A 14,743-nucleotide genomic window follows, 5' to 3' on the forward strand; every position below is an offset into this window, starting at 1 on the left:
TTTTCCGCCTTTTGCGTACAGTGTGCGCGCACTGGCACACTGCGGCATTTTGCAGTAACGTGTGCAGGTAATTCCTGGGTATGTCCCAATAACAAAACAAGGAGAAAATCCATGAAAGAAGCATTCAAAAAAGGCCCTGGCGCCACATCCCTGATCGGCATGCTGGTGATCGCACTGGCCGCCACCGGCTGCGCGGATATGTCCTCGACGCAACGTGGCACGGCCACGGGCGCCGGCATCGGCGCGGGCCTGGGCGCCTTGATCGGCGGCACCACCGGTGGCGGCAGCAGCGGCCGCACGGCCGGCGGCGCACTGATCGGTGCCGCAGCTGGCGCCGTGGTCGGCAATATCTGGTCGAACCGCATGGAAAACCAGAAGCGCGCGATGGAGCAAGCGACACAGGGTACCGGTGTGCAAGTGTCGCAAACGGCCGATAACCGCCTGAAAATGGAAATCCCCAGCGACATTTCCTTCGATACCAACCGCGCCGACATCAAGGGCAACTTCCGCCCCATCCTCGACCGCTTTGCCGCCACCCTGAACGAAAACCCGAACACCACGGTCAGCATCATCGGCCATACGGACAGCACGGGCAGCGATTCCATCAACGAACCGCTGTCGGTGGAACGCGCGGCCCACACGCGCGACTACCTGGCCATGCGCGGCGTCTCGCCGACGCGCGTCGTCACGGAAGGCCGCGGCGCCCGCGAGCCGATCGCCTCGAATGCGGATGCCTCGGGACGCGCACGCAATCGCCGCGTGGAGATCTACGTAGCCGAGCTTGCTCCGCGCTAAGCTGACACGCATCAATAAAAAACCCGCTGGCAAGTGACCTTGCCAGCGGGTTTTTTCTATGTGAAACGGATTATTTCGACGTCGTTGCCTTCGCGCCGCTGTCGCCCTCTTTCGCCACCTTGGCAAAGTCGCCCGCCGTCACGATCGAGACGGCCGATGGCTTCAGGTATTCGCGCAGGCCCTGGTTCACTTGCGCCAGCGTCAAGGCGGCCACTTTCGCTTCCAGGTCCTTGTCGTAAGCCATGGTACGGTCTTGCGCCAGGTAGCTGGCGAGGCCGCTGGCCAGAGCGCTGTCCTGCGTGCGGCTCACTTCTTCCGATTGCAGCCAGCCCTTTTTCGCCTCGGCCAGTTCCGCTTCCGAGAACCCGTCGGCCAGCGCCTTGGTGATTTCCTCGCGCAGGGCCGCTTCCACCTTGACCGTGTTTTGCGGCGCGCTGATGGCATACGCCATCCAGTAGCCGGCCGGTTCGCGCGACGGCACGCTCACTTGCGAACCGACGCCGTACGACAGGCCTTCCTTCTGGCGGATGCGGTCGGCCAGGCGGCTGCGCAAGGCGCCGCCACCGAGCATGTGATTGGCGATCAGCAAGGCCGGATAGCTGGCGGCGTCATCCTTGAGGGGAATTGGCTGGATGGCGAACAGCACGCTGTTGGCCTTGTCCGGGGTTTCCAGCGTGACTTTCTCGCCGCTCACAGGCTTGACGGCATCGGGAATGCGCACATACGGCTGCTGCGTCTTCCAGCTGCCGTACAGGCTGGCCACTTGCGCCTTCAGCGCGGCCGGGTCGAAGTCGCCCACGGCGGCAAACGTGGCGTTCGACGCGCCATAGTAAGCGCCATGGAAGGCTTTCACATCGGCAACCTTGATGGCTTTCAATTGCGCCAGTTCTTCCGGCAAGGTGCCGATATGGCGCACATGGCCCTCCGGCGTGGCGTCGAGCAGGCGGCGGAAGGCGTTCACGGCCAGCGGCTGCGGTTCAGGCAATTCCTGCTCCGCGCGGCCGACCTGCTCGCGCTGCAATTCCAGGAATTCCGTTTCGTTCAGGGCCGGCTTTTGCAGCACTTGTGCCAGCAGGTCCATGGCGGCAGGCAAGTTTTCGCGCTTGCCCATCAGCATGGCGGTAATGCCCTCGGCGCCGCCCGTGATGGCCACTTGCGTGCCCAGCTGGTCGAACTTGTCCTTTACTTCCTGGCGCGACAGTTTATCCGTGCCGCGCGACAACAGACTGGCCGTGTAGCTGCCCACTTGCCCCTTGCCGCGCAGGCTCTCTTCGCTGCCGAGCTGCAGTTTCAGCACGACGCTGACGGTGCTGCCCTTGGTTTTCTTCGGCAGCAAGGCGCCCTTCAGGCCGTTCGGCAAGGTGAAGCGCTGGGTGCGCGCTTCGATATTGTCGGGACTCGGGTCGAACGCCTCGCCCTGCGCCACCACGGCACGGCCCGTATAGCCGGCCAGTTGCGGCGCCACGTCGGCATAGGCCGGCACGACGGTGCGGTCCGGCGCATCGGTGGGGATAAAACGGCCCACAGTGCGGTTCGAGCTCTTCAGGTATTTCTCGGCCGCCGCCTGCACCTGCGCCGTCGTCAGCTTGTCGAGCTGGTCGCGCTGCAGGAAGAACAGACGCCAGTCGCCTGCCGCCAGGGACTCCGTCAGGGCGATCGTCAGGCGCGCCGTATTCGACGTGATCAGCTCGACCTGCTTGTTCAGCTGCTGTTTCACGCGCGCCACTTCCGCATCCGTGACCGGCTGCGACTTCAGTTCTTCCAGCACTTTCAGCATCGCCGCTTGCGCCGCGTCGAGGTTGCCATCGACGGGCACCAGGGCGCCGAACAGGTTGTAGCCCGGCTCCAGGTTGCTCACCGAGTTGTATTCGATCTTGCTGGCCAGCTTGGTTTCCACCAGCGCCTTGTGCAGGCGGCCGGCGGGCGCGTCCGTCAGCACGTGACCGAGCACCTCGATGGCGACAGCGTCCGGGTTGCCGGACGGCGCCACGTGATAGCCGGCGCCGACGAACTGCGTGCCGCCGCTGCGGCGCACCGTCACGGCGCGCTCGCCATCCTGCACCGGCTCGGCCGTGTAGGTCGGTTCGATCACGCGCGTCGGTTTCGGGATCTTGCCGAACAGTTCATTGATCTGTTTCAAGACCTTGGCTTCATCGAAGCGGCCCGCCACCATCAGCACGGCGTTATCCGGCTGATAATATTTATGGTAAAACGCGCGCAGGCGGGGAATGTTGACCTGTTCGATGTCGGAACGGGCGCCGATGGTCGACTTGCCGTAGTTGTGCCAGTCGTAGGCGACGGCCTGGATGCGTTCGCTGGTCACGCCGATCGGGTCGCTCTCGCCCATTTCGAACTCGTTGCGCACGACCGTCATTTCGCCCTTCTGCGTCTTCGGATTCCACAGATCGTTCTGGTCGATGGCCGCGTTGACCATGCGGTCCGCTTCCATGGCCAGCATCTGGCGCAGGTTGTCATCGTTGGCGGGGAAGGTGGCGTAGTAATTGGTGCGGTCGTACCAGGTGGTGCCGTTGAAATCGGCCCCTGTCGAGTTCAGGATCTCGACGGGGGTTTTCGTGCCCTTCTTGACGCCGAAGTTGGCGCTGGGCTTGAACAGCAAGTGCTCGAGCAAGTGGGCCATGCCCGTTTCGCCGTAGTTTTCATGGCGCGAGCCGACCAGGTAGACGATGTTGGTGGTCAGGGTCGGCTTGCTGGCGTCCGGGAACAGCAGCACGCGCAAGCCATTGGCCAGGCGGTATTCGGTGATGCCTTCGACGGACGTGACCTTGACGGCGGCGGCACGGTTCGATGCGGCCTTGCCGGTTTTCTGAATCGGCGCGGCTTCGACCGGGATGGCGGCCAGGATGAACGACGGCGAGAGGATGCCGGCGGCAAGCAGGAGGGCGGTAATTGGTTTCAAATCGGAATCCTGGTAGCACTACGTTATTAGACAAGCGCAAAAGCGGGCGCAATGGAATACGAACGCAAGAATTGCCATGGACCCGCGCTGCGTCTTCGCTGCCCAGGGAAATCATTGCTCTCGCAATTTACGTCATGCTTGTCAGTTACGCAAGTGCCTGTCATCGGGCTGTTATGTGCGCGTGTTATACTCCACGGTTCCGGAACTATCTGCCTGTATATGAGACGAGCTCTCGTCCTGCTCTGCCTTTTTGTCTTCATTGCCTTACCCCAGGCGTTCGCCAGCATGGCTGACGCCAGCCCTTCCCCATTCCAGCATGCAGTCGCGGCCGGCACTACTGCCACGCCTGCCTTCGTCGCCGATTGCCTTGACCCCGGCGTCCATGCGGGCTTGCCCGGCGACAGCTGCGACGCCGACGAATGCGACAACGACCCCATCACGCTATACCCGACCTCGCGCCAGGGGGCGCCGTTTTGCGCCATCATTTGGCAAGCGGGACCGGGGGCACTTGCCGAAGCGGACGCGCGGCAGGCCACCCGGCCGCCGCGCGTCCGCCGCCACATCACGCAATAGCAACACGATTCCCTGGGGCACTGGCCGCCAGGCAAGCTTGATACTTACTGACTTTACAAGGTTACACACATGGAATGGTTATTTGACCCGACAATCTGGGTCGGCCTGCTGACGCTGGTCGTACTGGAAATCGTACTGGGTATCGACAACCTGATTTTCATCGCCATCCTGGCCGAAAAGCTGCCGCCGCACCAGCGCGACAAGGCCAGGGTGCTGGGCCTGACCCTGGCCCTCGTCATGCGGCTGGGCCTGCTCTCGCTGATTTCCTGGCTCGTCACCCTGACGACGCCCTTGTTTTCCATATGGGCCTTCTCGTTTTCGGGGCGCGACCTGATCCTGCTCATCGGCGGCCTGTTCCTGCTGTTCAAGGCCACCAGCGAGCTGCACGAGCGCCTCGAAGGCGTCACGCATGCGCAGACGGGACCGAAAGTCTACGCCGGCTTCGGCCTCGTGGTGGCGCAGATCGTCGTGCTCGACGCCGTCTTTTCGCTCGACGCCGTCATCACGGCCGTCGGCATGGTGGAAAACCTGTACGTGATGATGGCGGCCGTCGTCATTTCCATCGTCGTCATGATGCTGGCCTCGAAGGTGCTGACGCGCTTCGTCAACGCCCACCCCACCGTCGTCGTGCTGTGCCTGAGCTTTTTGCTGATGATCGGCCTGTCCCTGGTGGCCGAAGGCCTGGGCTTCCACATTCCGAAAGGCTATCTGTACGCCGCCATCGGTTTCTCAATCGTCATCGAGTTCTTCAACCAGCTGGCGCGCCGCAATTTCCTCAAGCTGCAGTCGAACGCCCCGCTGCGCGACCGCACGGCGCAAGCCGTGCTGAGCCTGCTGGGCGGGCGCAAAGGCCGCGAAGCCGTGGAAGAGCACGAAGTCAAGGAATTGCCCGACGTCTCCGCCTTCGGCGTGGAAGAGCGCAACATGGTCAGCGGCGTGCTGACCCTGGCCGAACGCTCGATCCGTTCCGTGATGACGCCGCGCGGCGACGTCTCCTGGGTCAACCTGAACGACAGCAGCGAGAAGATGCTGCAATTGCTGCGCGACACGCCGCACAGCATGATTCCTGTCTGCAATGATGACCTCGACAATGTGGTCGGCATCGCGCGCAGCAAGGACCTGATCGAGGACCTCGTCTCGCGCGGCAAGATCGACCCGGCCAGCATGCGCGAAGCCGTCGTCGTGCCGGAAGCGGCCGGCGTGCTGAAAGCCATGGAGACCTTAAAGCGCTCGCGCGGCCAGCTGGTGCTGGTGGTAGACGAGTTCGGCACCGTGCAAGGCGTGCTCACGCCGATCGACATCCTGGAAGCCATCGCCGGCGAATTCCCCGACGAGGACGAGCAGCCGGATGTGGAAGTGCTCGGTCCCGGCCACTGGCGCATCGACGGCGCGACGGACCTGCATTACCTGGAGCAAGTATTCGAGACGGAAACCCTGGTCAGCGAAGACGGCGAGTACAACTCGCTGGCCGGCTTCCTGCTGGCGCATTTCGAAAACATGCCGGCCGTGGGCGAAGTGCTGGAACTCGACGATCTGCGCTATGAAATCCTCGAGGCCGACGAGCGCCGCATCGCCAGCGTGGACGTGCGCCGCATCGAGCCCGATCACAGTTTGTAACACAATGGCAAGCGTGCCCCGCTTGCCATGCCGTATGCTGGGGTCTGCCTTTTCCGGAGACGCCCACATGAAACATTCTTTGCTACGCCTGACCCTGCTCGCTTGCGCCGCCTTCGGCAGCCAAGCCATGGCCGCCGCGCCATCGGCCACCATCAAGCCTGGCCTGTGGCAAGTCGACAGCAAGATGGCGTCGCCCGACGCCGCCACCGACAATGCCATGTCCATGGTGCTGCAGCAACTGGGCAACCTTCCTCCCGATCAACGCAAGCAGCTGGAAAACATGGCGGCCAGCCGCGGCATGGCCATGCCCACTGTGGGCGCCGACGGCGCCGTGCGCGTGACGGCGTGCGTGACGCCCGACATGGCGGCGCGCAAGCAGATTCCCACGGGCCAGCCCGGCGATTGCACCTCGAAGAACAAGGACATCGCGGGCGGCATGCAGGTGTCGTTCACGTGCGCGAATCCGAAATCGAGCGGCGAAGGCAAGGTGCTGTTCTCGGGCGACCAGGCGTTCAGCATGCAGCTGGCCGTGACGACGAGCGCGCGCGGCACGCCGGAACAGGTGAATGTGACGAGCAACGGCAAGTGGCTGGGAGCAACGTGCCCTGCCCCGTCCGCCGCCGCTCAGAAACCGTGACGGAAGCCCATATTAAAAGCGGCGTCGCCGCGTCCCGCGTCGCTGGCATTGCCCACCGTGTAGCGGGCGCCGTTCTTGTTGTGAATCTTCGCGTAGGACGCGTAGAAATCGCTGCGTTTTGACAGGGAATACGTGAGGCCGACGGCCACCTGTTTGGCGTCGCGGTTGGCCAGGTCGCGGTCATCCTTGCGCACGTACGAGGCCAGCAGCTTGAAGCCGCCCACGGGCACGGACACGCCCAGCAGAGTGTCGCGGCTGTCCGACGACGACATCGACAGGGCCAGCGAGCTGTAGGCATTGTTCGGGTCCCACGGCGAGCTGCCATAGCCCTTGTTCACGCCCACGGCGGCAAAGGCGGTGGCCACTTTCAGGTCGATGTTCGCCGCGATCAGGGTGTTGCGCGACGACATGTCGATGGCGGGCAAGGTGCCGGAGGCGAGGATGAAGTTGTTCTTGCGCTGGTGCGACACGCTGACATTCACGGCGCCGGACGAATAGCCGAGGGTGGCGCCATACGCGCGGTTGTTGGCGCTGCTGTACGGCGACTCGCCGAAGCTGTAGATGGCGCTGGCCGTCACGCCGCGCAAGGCGGGCGTCACGTATTTGACGGTATTGTCGTAGCGTTTCACGCTGTAGCCGGCCAGGTTGCTGGCGCTGCCGGCCATGCCGCCCTTGAACGGGTCCGCCACGTCGGTGAGCGCCAGGTATTGCAGGTTGTACTGGCGCCCCAGGGTCAGCGCGCCCAGGCGGCTGTCCAGGCCCACGTAGGCTTGGCGGCCAAACAGGCGGCCATCTTCCGACTGGCCCGTGTCATTCTGGACGCCCGCTTCCAGGGTAAAGACGGCGGAAACGTCGTTGCCCAGCGCTTCGCGCCCCTGCACGCCCAGGCGCGAGCCGGAGGCGACGCCGCCGGATACCTTGGTGCCGGCGCAACCGGCGGCGCAGCCCCGCTCGGCCACGATGCCCGCGTCGAGCACGCCGTACACGGCAACGTTGGTGGATGCGGCACTGCCCGCGCCATCGGCAGCCTGGGCCGTCGCGCCCAGCGCGAAAGGCCCCATCCCTATCACAGCAAGCGCAAAATACGAGGTCTTCATGATAAATATCTCGGTGACGTGAAAAGTAAACTACCCGGTATTGATCAGGACATGCGCTGTGTGTCTGATCCAAGTGTTACCTTATCCTCGCTTTTTGTCCAGCCATCCGTGCGTTGTACAACAGAAACTTCAGCTTAGCCTCAAGAAACACGTCGCACACTGACAACACGCAAGATTGGCCATGATTGTGGCAATATGCGGCAAAATGGCGTGAATTGCAGACCCTGCAGTAAAGCAATGTTCGGTGGCGAACGTTGCGCGATCTGACGCAGGCGGTACACTACTGGTTTTACCGACAGCGGCTCGCCCGTTTTTTCTGCATGCTAGCTATCCTCGAACGCATTGACCCCAACTCCAGCAATATCGACTTGCTGGTGGAATTATTCAACTCATTGCGTCCCAAGCGCCCCCACGACAGCGCTACCGCGATCGCCAACGTGCGCACCCTGCGCCAGCTTCTCAAAGGTAACCCCGCCCAGGCGCGCGCCCTGCACGAATACGTGCTGCGCGTGCTGGCCGCACGCCGCCACGCCAGCCTGTACACGGACATCGGCGTGCTGTCGAACAGCGGCTTCTTTACAGAATTGAAACGCCGCATCGCCTACCGCATGCTGCCGCCCGCCCTTGGCGATGAATACCTGAACGACGCGCTCGATCAGGTGCTGTACCTGAAAACCGATTATTTGTGGATCAGCAACGTGCCCGCCACGGACTGGCTGGAACTGTTCGACGTGCTCACCAGCGACGAGGTCGAACTGGCCGTCGGCGACGGCAATATCATGTTGCCAGGGATGCTAGACGCCATCCGCACCCTGTCCTACCGCGTCTGCGCCATGGGCCTGGAACCGGAACTGACGCGTTTCCACAATGAAATCGAAGTGTTCCAGTCGCCGTTCATGGTGCAGAACACGGAAGTGAACGCCTACCTGGATGCCTACTCGAGCCTGCTGCAAGGCGACATCGAGCACATCGAGGACGCGCGCCATTTGCTGGTGATGCTCGACCAGTGCGACGCCGTCATCGCCAAGATCCGCAAGAAGGCGCTGTACCAGGGCACCAGCATTCCCCTCACGTATTTACTGGTGGCGCTGGCGCAGAGCATCGACCGCCTGCGCAAGCTGCTGTTCCTCGTCGACACGAGCGGCGAGCTGCCCGCTTCAAACAACGTGGACATCGACGCCATCACGGTCGACGCCACGCAGGACTTGCTGCACCCGCAGCCCGTCAGCCGCCGCCGCGCGGGCGCCGTGGGGCTGGCGCTGGAACTGATACGCGCGCATAACCACAAATACAAGGTCAGCGACCTGTTTTCCGACAATATCAACTTGCTGGCGCGCAATGTGACGGAAAACGCCAGCCGCACGGGCGAGCACTACATCGCGGAAAACCGCCGCGAAATGGGTGCCATGTTCCTCTCGTCCGCAGGCGCGGGCGTGATCATCGGCTTCATGGCCCTGTTCAAGATATTGATGTCGTATTTGCGCTCGGCGCCGCTGGTCGAAGCGTTCATGTTCAGCATGAATTACTCGATCGGCTTCATGTTCATCCACTTGCTGCACTTCACGGTGGCCACCAAGCAACCGGCCATGACGGCCTCGCGCATCGCCGCCGGCCTGCACAGCAAGGATGGCCGGAATATCGACCTCGACAGCATGGCGGAACTGATCAACAAGGTCTTCCGCACGCAAAACATGGCCGTGCTGGGCAACCTGGCGACGGCCATCCCCACGGCGTGGCTGATCGCGCTCGGCTACAAGGCGATCACGGGGCACAACCTGGTGTCGCCGGAAAAAGCCATGCATCTGCTGCACGATATCGATCCCATCGGCAGCCCCGCCATCTTTTACGCCATGATCGCCGGCGTGTGCCTGTTCGTGGCCGGCCTGATTTCCGGCTACTACGATAACCAGGCGCTGTACACGCGCTGGGCGCAGCGCATCGCGCAATTGCGCGGCCTGGGCCGGGTGATCGGCCAGGAGCGCTTGCAGCGTCTGGGCCTGTACCTGGAAAACAACCTGGGCGGCCTGATGGGTAACTTCTATTTCGGTATTTTGCTGGGCTCCATCGGCACCCTGGGCTTTTTGATCGGCTTGCCCATCGATATCCGCCACATCACCTTCTCGGCCGCCAACTTTGCGACAGCCCTGGTGGGACTCGACCACAATATGAGCTGGCAGCTGGCCGTCAAGTCGCTGTCGGGCATCTTCGCCATCGGCACGGCCAACCTGCTGGTCAGCTTCGGCCTGGCCCTGTGGGTGGCCCTGCGTTCGCGCCAGGTGCGCTTCAAGCACGGCATGCAGTTGCTGAAGATTCTGGGCAAGCGTTTCCTGCGCTCCCCCATCGTCTTCTTCTTCGGTTCGAAAAACCCGCCGCCACTGGCACTGGCCGATGATTCGGCAAACCTGTCACTGACAAACAAGGCTCAAAAATGACCGCTAGGCGCATGCAACCCTGTCTCACCGCCCTCCTGCTGTGCTGGACCCTGGCTGCATGCGCCTCGCTGCCCAATGTCAAGAACCTCAACACCACCCTCGAACCCGTAGCCAAGCCCAAGGTGATCACGGGCAAGGGCGCCGTGCTGAACGTCAACAGCCGGGCCGCCCTGCTCAACAAGCGCTGGGCCAAGTCCGGCATGGACTTGAAGACCCAGGCCGCGCTGGAAGAGGCGGCCACGGGCGTGCCTCTGATCAAGGGCAACAAGGTAACCCTGCTGTTTGACGGCCCGCAAACCATGGCCGCCATGTTCCAGGCCATCAGCGAAGCGAAGAACAGCATCAACCTGGAAACGTATATCTTCGACCAGGACCCGCTGGGCCTGAAGTTTGCCGACATGCTGATCGAAAAGCAGCAGGCGGGCGTGACGGTCAACGTCATCTACGACAGCGTGGGTACCCTGGGCGTGCCGCAGGCGTTTTTTGACCGCATGCGCGCGGCCGGCGTGCACCTGGTGGCCTTCAACCCCGTCAATCCGGCCAAGCTCAAGGGCGACGACTGGAAGATCAACAACCGCGACCACCGCAAGGTGCTGATCGTCGACGGCAAGACAGCGTTTACGGGCGGCATCAATATCAGCGATACCTATGCGAAAAGCTCGCTGTTCCGCTCGAAATCGAAGCCCACCGACAAGAAGGACGTGGGCTGGCGCGACACGCACGTGAAAGTGGAAGGCCCGGCCGTGGCCGCCTTCCAGTGGCTGTTCATCCGCACCTGGGCCCAGCAAGACCAGGCAGACTTGCCGGACGCCAATTATTTCCCAGTGCTGTCCGAAGTGGGCGACAAGCTGGTGCGCGTGGTGGCCAGCGAGCCGGAAGGCGGCTTTGAAATCTACAAGGCGTATATCCTTGCCATCCAGGAAGCAAAGAAATCGATCCACATCACGTCCGCCTATTTCGTGCCCGACCAGCAGACGGTCGACGCGCTGGTCGCGGCCGCCAAGCGGGGCGTGGACGTCACCGTGGTGCTGCCCGGCGTGTCCGACAGCGGCCTCGTGTTCCATGCGGGACACGCGCTGTACAACCAGCTGCTGGCCGGCGGCATCCGCATCTTCCACTTGAAACTGGCCGTGCTGCACGCCAAGACGGCCGTCATCGACGGCGCCTGGTCGACGGTGGGCTCGACCAACATCGACATGCGCAGCTTCCTGCACAACAGCGAGCTGAACGTGATCGTGCTGGGCGACAGCTTCGGCCGGGAAATGGAAAACGCCTTCCAGGAAGACTTGCGCGACTCGGAAGAGATCACCAAAGCGAAATGGGAAACCCGGCCCATCTCCGACCGCATGAAGGAATGGGCGGCCCGTTTCATGAATTACTGGTTATAAGCACCGATCAGGCGACTGGATATTTGCACAAATATGCACTATATTGCACCAATAGTATGACGATCGTCGTACTGCTCATATCTGGAGTGAACCACCATGGGAACCGTGCGCAAGACCATTACCTTGACGGACCAGCAGGACGACTGGATCAAGGCGCAAATTGACGCCGGGCGCTATACGAACGACAGCGAATACATCCGCGACCTGATCCGGCGTGAACAGGAACGCAGCGCCGAACTCGATGCGATCCGCGCGGCGCTGGTGGAAGGCGAGGCCAGCGGTGAACCCCAGCCTTTCGACGCCAGGGCTTTCAAGCAGAGAATGCTGGCAGCGCATGGCTGAATACCGGCTGACGCCCGCCGCCGAGCATGATCTTGAGGCGATCTGGGCGTATACGTCGCAGCGCTGGAACGTGCAGCAGGCCAGCCTTTATCTTGACAACATGACGGCGGCCTTCGATGACCTGGCACGCGCGCCCGAGACAGCACCGGCATGCGAGCAGATTCGGCCCGGCTACCGGCGCCGCAAAGTCGGACGGCACATGATTTATTTCCGCATCACTCACTATGGCATTGCCATCGTCCGCATTTTGCATGACCGCATGGATGCGGCACGCCATCTGTAATTAAAACATCATCGGGCAAGACGCGGCGCCTCACAGCGGCCGCAAGCTGGCCCACACGCCGCCCTGGCGTTCGAACGCTTCCGTGCTGACCTTTTCAAACTCGGCGCTGTCTTCATTCCAGCTGTAGCGCTCGACCCGGATGCAGCTGTTTTCCACGCGCAGCACATTGAAGGAGTTCGACTCGCCCCTGCCCCGCGTGGACGTGGCCGTGCCCGCCTGCACCATCAGGGCCGCGTAGCCGGCGATCTTGTAGCGCTCGGCCGTGTTGCCCGCCACGCTGGCATGCAAGTGTCCCGCCAGCAATAAATCCACGCCGCATTCGGAAAACATTTGCAGCGCCTGCGGCGCGCGGTCCACCAGGTCATCCTCGTCGAAGTGCTCGGGCAAGTCGAATGGATGGTGCGTGACGATGATGCGCGTCAAACCGGGCGGCAAGCGGCCCAGGCGTTCACGCAGGAAATCGATCTGCTCGTGGCTGATGCGGCCATCCTTGAACGTCAATGAACGGGCCGTGTTGATCCCCAGCACGGCAATTTCCTCGTCCACATATTCGGGCGACAAATCGTCCGTCACGTGGCGCCGGTACTTCACCAGCGGCGTCAGGAAACGGGAAAAGACGTTATACAGGGGCACGTCATGGTTGCCCGGCACCACGATCTGCGGCCCCGGCAAGCTGTCGAGAAAGTGCCGCGCTGCCTGGAACTGGGCGCTGCGGGCCCGCTGGGTGAGGTCGCCGGAGACCACCACCACATCCGGCTCCAGGCGCTCGACCAGCGCGCGCAAGGGCGCCAGCAAGTCCCCGTCGACCCGGCCGAAATGCAAATCCGATAAATGCACGATGGTACGCATGGCGTTCTCCTAGCTGGCGGCGGGCACGGACGCCGGCACGATCACTTCGAGCGCGGCCGTGCGGATGCGGTAGCGCAGCGGCGTATTCATGACGGTCACTTCGCCATCGGTGGCCACGCGCAGGCGGCGGTGTTTCGTGGCGATCTCCAGGTCGGTCGCTGTCAGCACATCGAAATCCTTGGCCTGCGACAACTTGCCGAACAGCGCGTGCATGGCCAGGCGCACGAGGCCCAGGCGGCCCGGCCGCTGCGCCACGTACAGGCTCAGCTGGCCACCGTTGAGGCGTTCGCGCTCGCCGATATTCAAGCCTTCCATCCGGTATTCATTATTGCCGATGAAGACGAAGGGCGTGCGCCGCGCATGCACGGCGTCGTTGAGTTTCAATTGCACGCTGAGAAACGGATAGCGGCGCAAGGCTGCCACCAGGGCCCAGCCGAAGGCCAGCCACTTGCCCCGTCCCAGCCGGCGCTGCTGCTTTTCGCGGTCGCGCACGATATCGGGATACAGGCCCAGGCTGGAATTGTTCAGGAAGATGCGGCCATTGACTTCGCCCACGTCGACCTGGTGCGGCACGCCCCGCGCCACATTGGCAATCGCCGCAAGGAGGTCAAGCGGGATATTCAAATCCTTGGCGAAATGGTTCAAGGTGCCCAGCGGCAAGACGCCAAACGGCGTACCGCTGCCGACGACGACGGACGCGACGGCATTGATGGTGCCGTCGCCGCCACCGGCCACGACGATGGGCGCGCCATCGCGCAGGGCCTGCTCGGCAGTGGCGATCATCTCGGCCCCGCTTTGCGCCAGGGTGATGGCGGCGTCGAGACCCACGGCCAGGAATTGCGCTTCGAGCTGCTGCGCCCAGTCCGGCGCATAGCCGCAGCCGGCGCCCGCGTTGATGATGACGGCGATTTTGCTCAGGATCGTTCCCCTTATTTCGTTTGCCGGATATGCCGGCGGCGGCGCAGGGTCGACACACCGGCGATGCAGATGGCCAGCCAGCCATAGCTTTCCGCCATGGCCGCAAACACATCGCTCAGGTAATGCGCGCCCAAATAAATGCGGCTGAAGCCCACGAGCGACGCCATCAGGAATGCGCCCAGCGCGATGCCGATGCGCTTGCACCAGGCGCCCGGCGCCGTCTGGCAAATCAGGTAGGCGGCCAGCAAGCCATACAGGGCTGTCGAGGTGGCCGTATGGCCGCTGGGAAAGCTGTACGTGCTCAAGGCCGTCTGCAGGATGGGCTCGTCAAAGCTGGGCCGCGCGCGCACAAAAATGTACTTTAACAGCAGGTTCAAAAACATGACGCCCGGCATGGTGATGACCAGGGTAAACAGCCAATAGTCGGCGCCCTTGCGGTGCAGATACCAGCCCAGCAAGACGGCCAGGGTGATGGCGCCGATCACGCCATGCATATGCGTGACGACCAGCAGCACGCTGGTGATCCACGGCACGGCATGCCGGTTGAACCACTGCGCCACCTGCAGGTCGATCACGGTGATCTGCTCCATGCCCATCACGGCTTCGGCGATCTCGTGGAAGACCACGATGGCCACCAGCATGAGGGCCACGCCGACCGTCATATGCAGGCCCAGTTCGCCTTCGGGCGACAGGCGCGCCTCGACGAAGCGGCGCAGTTTCATGGTCCAGCCCATGGTCACGCCCATGTCATTTTTCTCTTGCAAACTGATCTCTCTTTCTTGTTCCTGGCGATGATCAAAAAAACCACACCAGCAAAAAAATACTGTTTATTCATACAGTAGCTGTGTATTCATACAGTAGTTATGCTATTCTGATGACTCGTTCAACACATCTC

General features: G+C 62.6%; 13 protein-coding genes. 8 read left to right on the forward strand and 5 right to left on the reverse strand.

What is annotated here, in order from left to right:
• The first annotated feature begins 159 nt into the window (after positions 1–159).
• Positions 160–795 carry an OmpA family protein gene (locus tag CSQ95_RS13745; RefSeq protein WP_034759522.1) on the forward strand — a complete coding sequence of 212 codons (636 nt, stop codon included), beginning with the start codon at positions 160–162 and terminating at the stop codon, positions 793–795.
• Between the two features lie 70 nt (positions 796–865).
• Here the strand turns inward: CSQ95_RS13745 and CSQ95_RS13750 are convergent, their stop codons facing one another.
• A complete protein-coding gene (locus tag CSQ95_RS13750; protein ID WP_099409909.1) occupies positions 866–3,712 on the reverse strand; it encodes a pitrilysin family protein in 2,847 nt (948 codons plus the stop codon).
• A gap of 285 nt (positions 3,713–3,997) precedes the next feature.
• On the opposite strand from CSQ95_RS13750, the gene CSQ95_RS13755 reads away from it, so the two are divergent.
• The 3 genes from CSQ95_RS13755 (at position 3,998) to CSQ95_RS13765 (ending at position 6,539) form a co-directional block, all read left to right on the forward strand.
• Positions 3,998–4,285, forward strand: coding sequence for a hypothetical protein (locus CSQ95_RS13755; RefSeq protein ID WP_139143790.1), 288 nt, complete (start codon positions 3,998–4,000; stop codon positions 4,283–4,285).
• A 69-nt stretch (positions 4,286–4,354) separates the two neighbouring features.
• A complete protein-coding gene (locus CSQ95_RS13760; protein WP_070312973.1) occupies positions 4,355–5,902 on the forward strand; it encodes a TerC family protein in 1,548 nt (515 codons plus the stop codon).
• Positions 5,903–5,969: 67 nt separating this feature from the next.
• Positions 5,970–6,539 (forward strand): DUF3617 domain-containing protein, encoded by a 570-nt coding sequence (locus CSQ95_RS13765; protein WP_099409910.1) that lies wholly within the window; start codon positions 5,970–5,972, stop codon positions 6,537–6,539.
• On the opposite strand, the gene CSQ95_RS13770 is transcribed toward CSQ95_RS13765, so the two are convergent.
• Entirely contained in the window at positions 6,527–7,636 is a 1,110-nt protein-coding gene (locus CSQ95_RS13770; protein ID WP_099409911.1) for a porin, read from the reverse strand. The two genes, CSQ95_RS13765 and CSQ95_RS13770, sit on opposite strands and share 13 nt — an antisense overlap.
• Positions 7,637–7,956: 320 nt before the next feature.
• Here CSQ95_RS13770 and CSQ95_RS13775 point away from each other — a divergent pair, with 320 nt between their 5' ends.
• The 4 genes from CSQ95_RS13775 to CSQ95_RS13790 all read left to right on the forward strand — a co-directional run bounded on the left by CSQ95_RS13775 (position 7,957) and on the right by CSQ95_RS13790 (position 12,081).
• A complete protein-coding gene (locus CSQ95_RS13775; RefSeq protein WP_099409997.1) occupies positions 7,957–10,068 on the forward strand; it encodes a site-specific recombinase in 2,112 nt (703 codons plus the stop codon).
• Positions 10,069–10,079: 11 nt separating this feature from the next.
• Entirely contained in the window at positions 10,080–11,456 is a 1,377-nt protein-coding gene (cls, locus tag CSQ95_RS13780; RefSeq protein ID WP_373631964.1) for a cardiolipin synthase, read from the forward strand.
• 96 nt (positions 11,457–11,552) lie between these two features.
• Positions 11,553–11,798: a type II toxin-antitoxin system ParD family antitoxin gene (locus CSQ95_RS13785; protein ID WP_070224900.1), complete on the forward strand. Its 246-nt coding sequence runs from the start codon at positions 11,553–11,555 to the stop codon at positions 11,796–11,798.
• On the forward strand, positions 11,791–12,081 hold the full coding sequence (locus CSQ95_RS13790) for a type II toxin-antitoxin system RelE/ParE family toxin (RefSeq protein WP_070291352.1): 291 nt from the start codon (positions 11,791–11,793) through the stop codon (positions 12,079–12,081). The genes CSQ95_RS13785 and CSQ95_RS13790 overlap by 8 nt, the downstream gene beginning before the upstream one ends.
• Positions 12,082–12,111: 30 nt before the next feature.
• On the opposite strand, the gene CSQ95_RS13795 is transcribed toward CSQ95_RS13790, so the two are convergent.
• The 3 genes from CSQ95_RS13795 to CSQ95_RS13805 are packed head-to-tail and all read right to left on the reverse strand — an operon-like array spanning position 12,112 to position 14,612.
• Positions 12,112–12,930 (reverse strand): metallophosphoesterase, encoded by an 819-nt coding sequence (locus tag CSQ95_RS13795; protein ID WP_070224898.1) that lies wholly within the window; start codon positions 12,928–12,930, stop codon positions 12,112–12,114.
• Positions 12,931–12,939: 9 nt separating this feature from the next.
• Entirely contained in the window at positions 12,940–13,848 is a 909-nt protein-coding gene (locus tag CSQ95_RS13800) for a diacylglycerol kinase family protein (RefSeq protein ID WP_099409998.1), read from the reverse strand.
• Between the two features lie 11 nt (positions 13,849–13,859).
• Positions 13,860–14,612 (reverse strand): phosphatase PAP2 family protein, encoded by a 753-nt coding sequence (locus CSQ95_RS13805; RefSeq protein WP_306532451.1) that lies wholly within the window; start codon positions 14,610–14,612, stop codon positions 13,860–13,862.
• Positions 14,613–14,743: the final 131 nt, after the last annotated feature.

Source organism: Janthinobacterium sp. BJB304 (assembly GCF_002735765.1).
Taxonomy (GTDB): Bacteria; Pseudomonadota; Gammaproteobacteria; order Burkholderiales; family Burkholderiaceae_D; genus Janthinobacterium.

What these genes read in the sequence shown, in the direction of transcription:
- CSQ95_RS13760 (WP_070312973.1), top strand. Translation starts at nt 4,355, where the DNA reads ATGGAATGGTTATTTGACCCGACAATCTGGGTCGGCCTGCTGACGCTG.
- CSQ95_RS13765 (WP_099409910.1), top strand. Translation starts at nt 5,970, where the DNA reads ATGAAACATTCTTTGCTACGCCTGACCCTGCTCGCTTGCGCCGCCTTC.
- CSQ95_RS13790 (WP_070291352.1), top strand. Translation starts at nt 11,791, where the DNA reads ATGGCTGAATACCGGCTGACGCCCGCCGCCGAGCATGATCTTGAGGCG.
- CSQ95_RS13785 (WP_070224900.1), top strand. Translation starts at nt 11,553, where the DNA reads ATGGGAACCGTGCGCAAGACCATTACCTTGACGGACCAGCAGGACGAC.
- CSQ95_RS13770 (WP_099409911.1), bottom strand. Translation starts at nt 7,636, where the DNA reads ATGAAGACCTCGTATTTTGCGCTTGCTGTGATAGGGATGGGGCCTTTC.
- CSQ95_RS13795 (WP_070224898.1), bottom strand. Translation starts at nt 12,930, where the DNA reads ATGCGTACCATCGTGCATTTATCGGATTTGCATTTCGGCCGGGTCGAC.
- CSQ95_RS13745 (WP_034759522.1), top strand. Translation starts at nt 160, where the DNA reads ATGCTGGTGATCGCACTGGCCGCCACCGGCTGCGCGGATATGTCCTCG.
- cls (WP_373631964.1), top strand. Translation starts at nt 10,080, where the DNA reads ATGCAACCCTGTCTCACCGCCCTCCTGCTGTGCTGGACCCTGGCTGCA.
- CSQ95_RS13775 (WP_099409997.1), top strand. Translation starts at nt 7,957, where the DNA reads ATGCTAGCTATCCTCGAACGCATTGACCCCAACTCCAGCAATATCGAC.
- CSQ95_RS13755 (WP_139143790.1), top strand. Translation starts at nt 3,998, where the DNA reads ATGGCTGACGCCAGCCCTTCCCCATTCCAGCATGCAGTCGCGGCCGGC.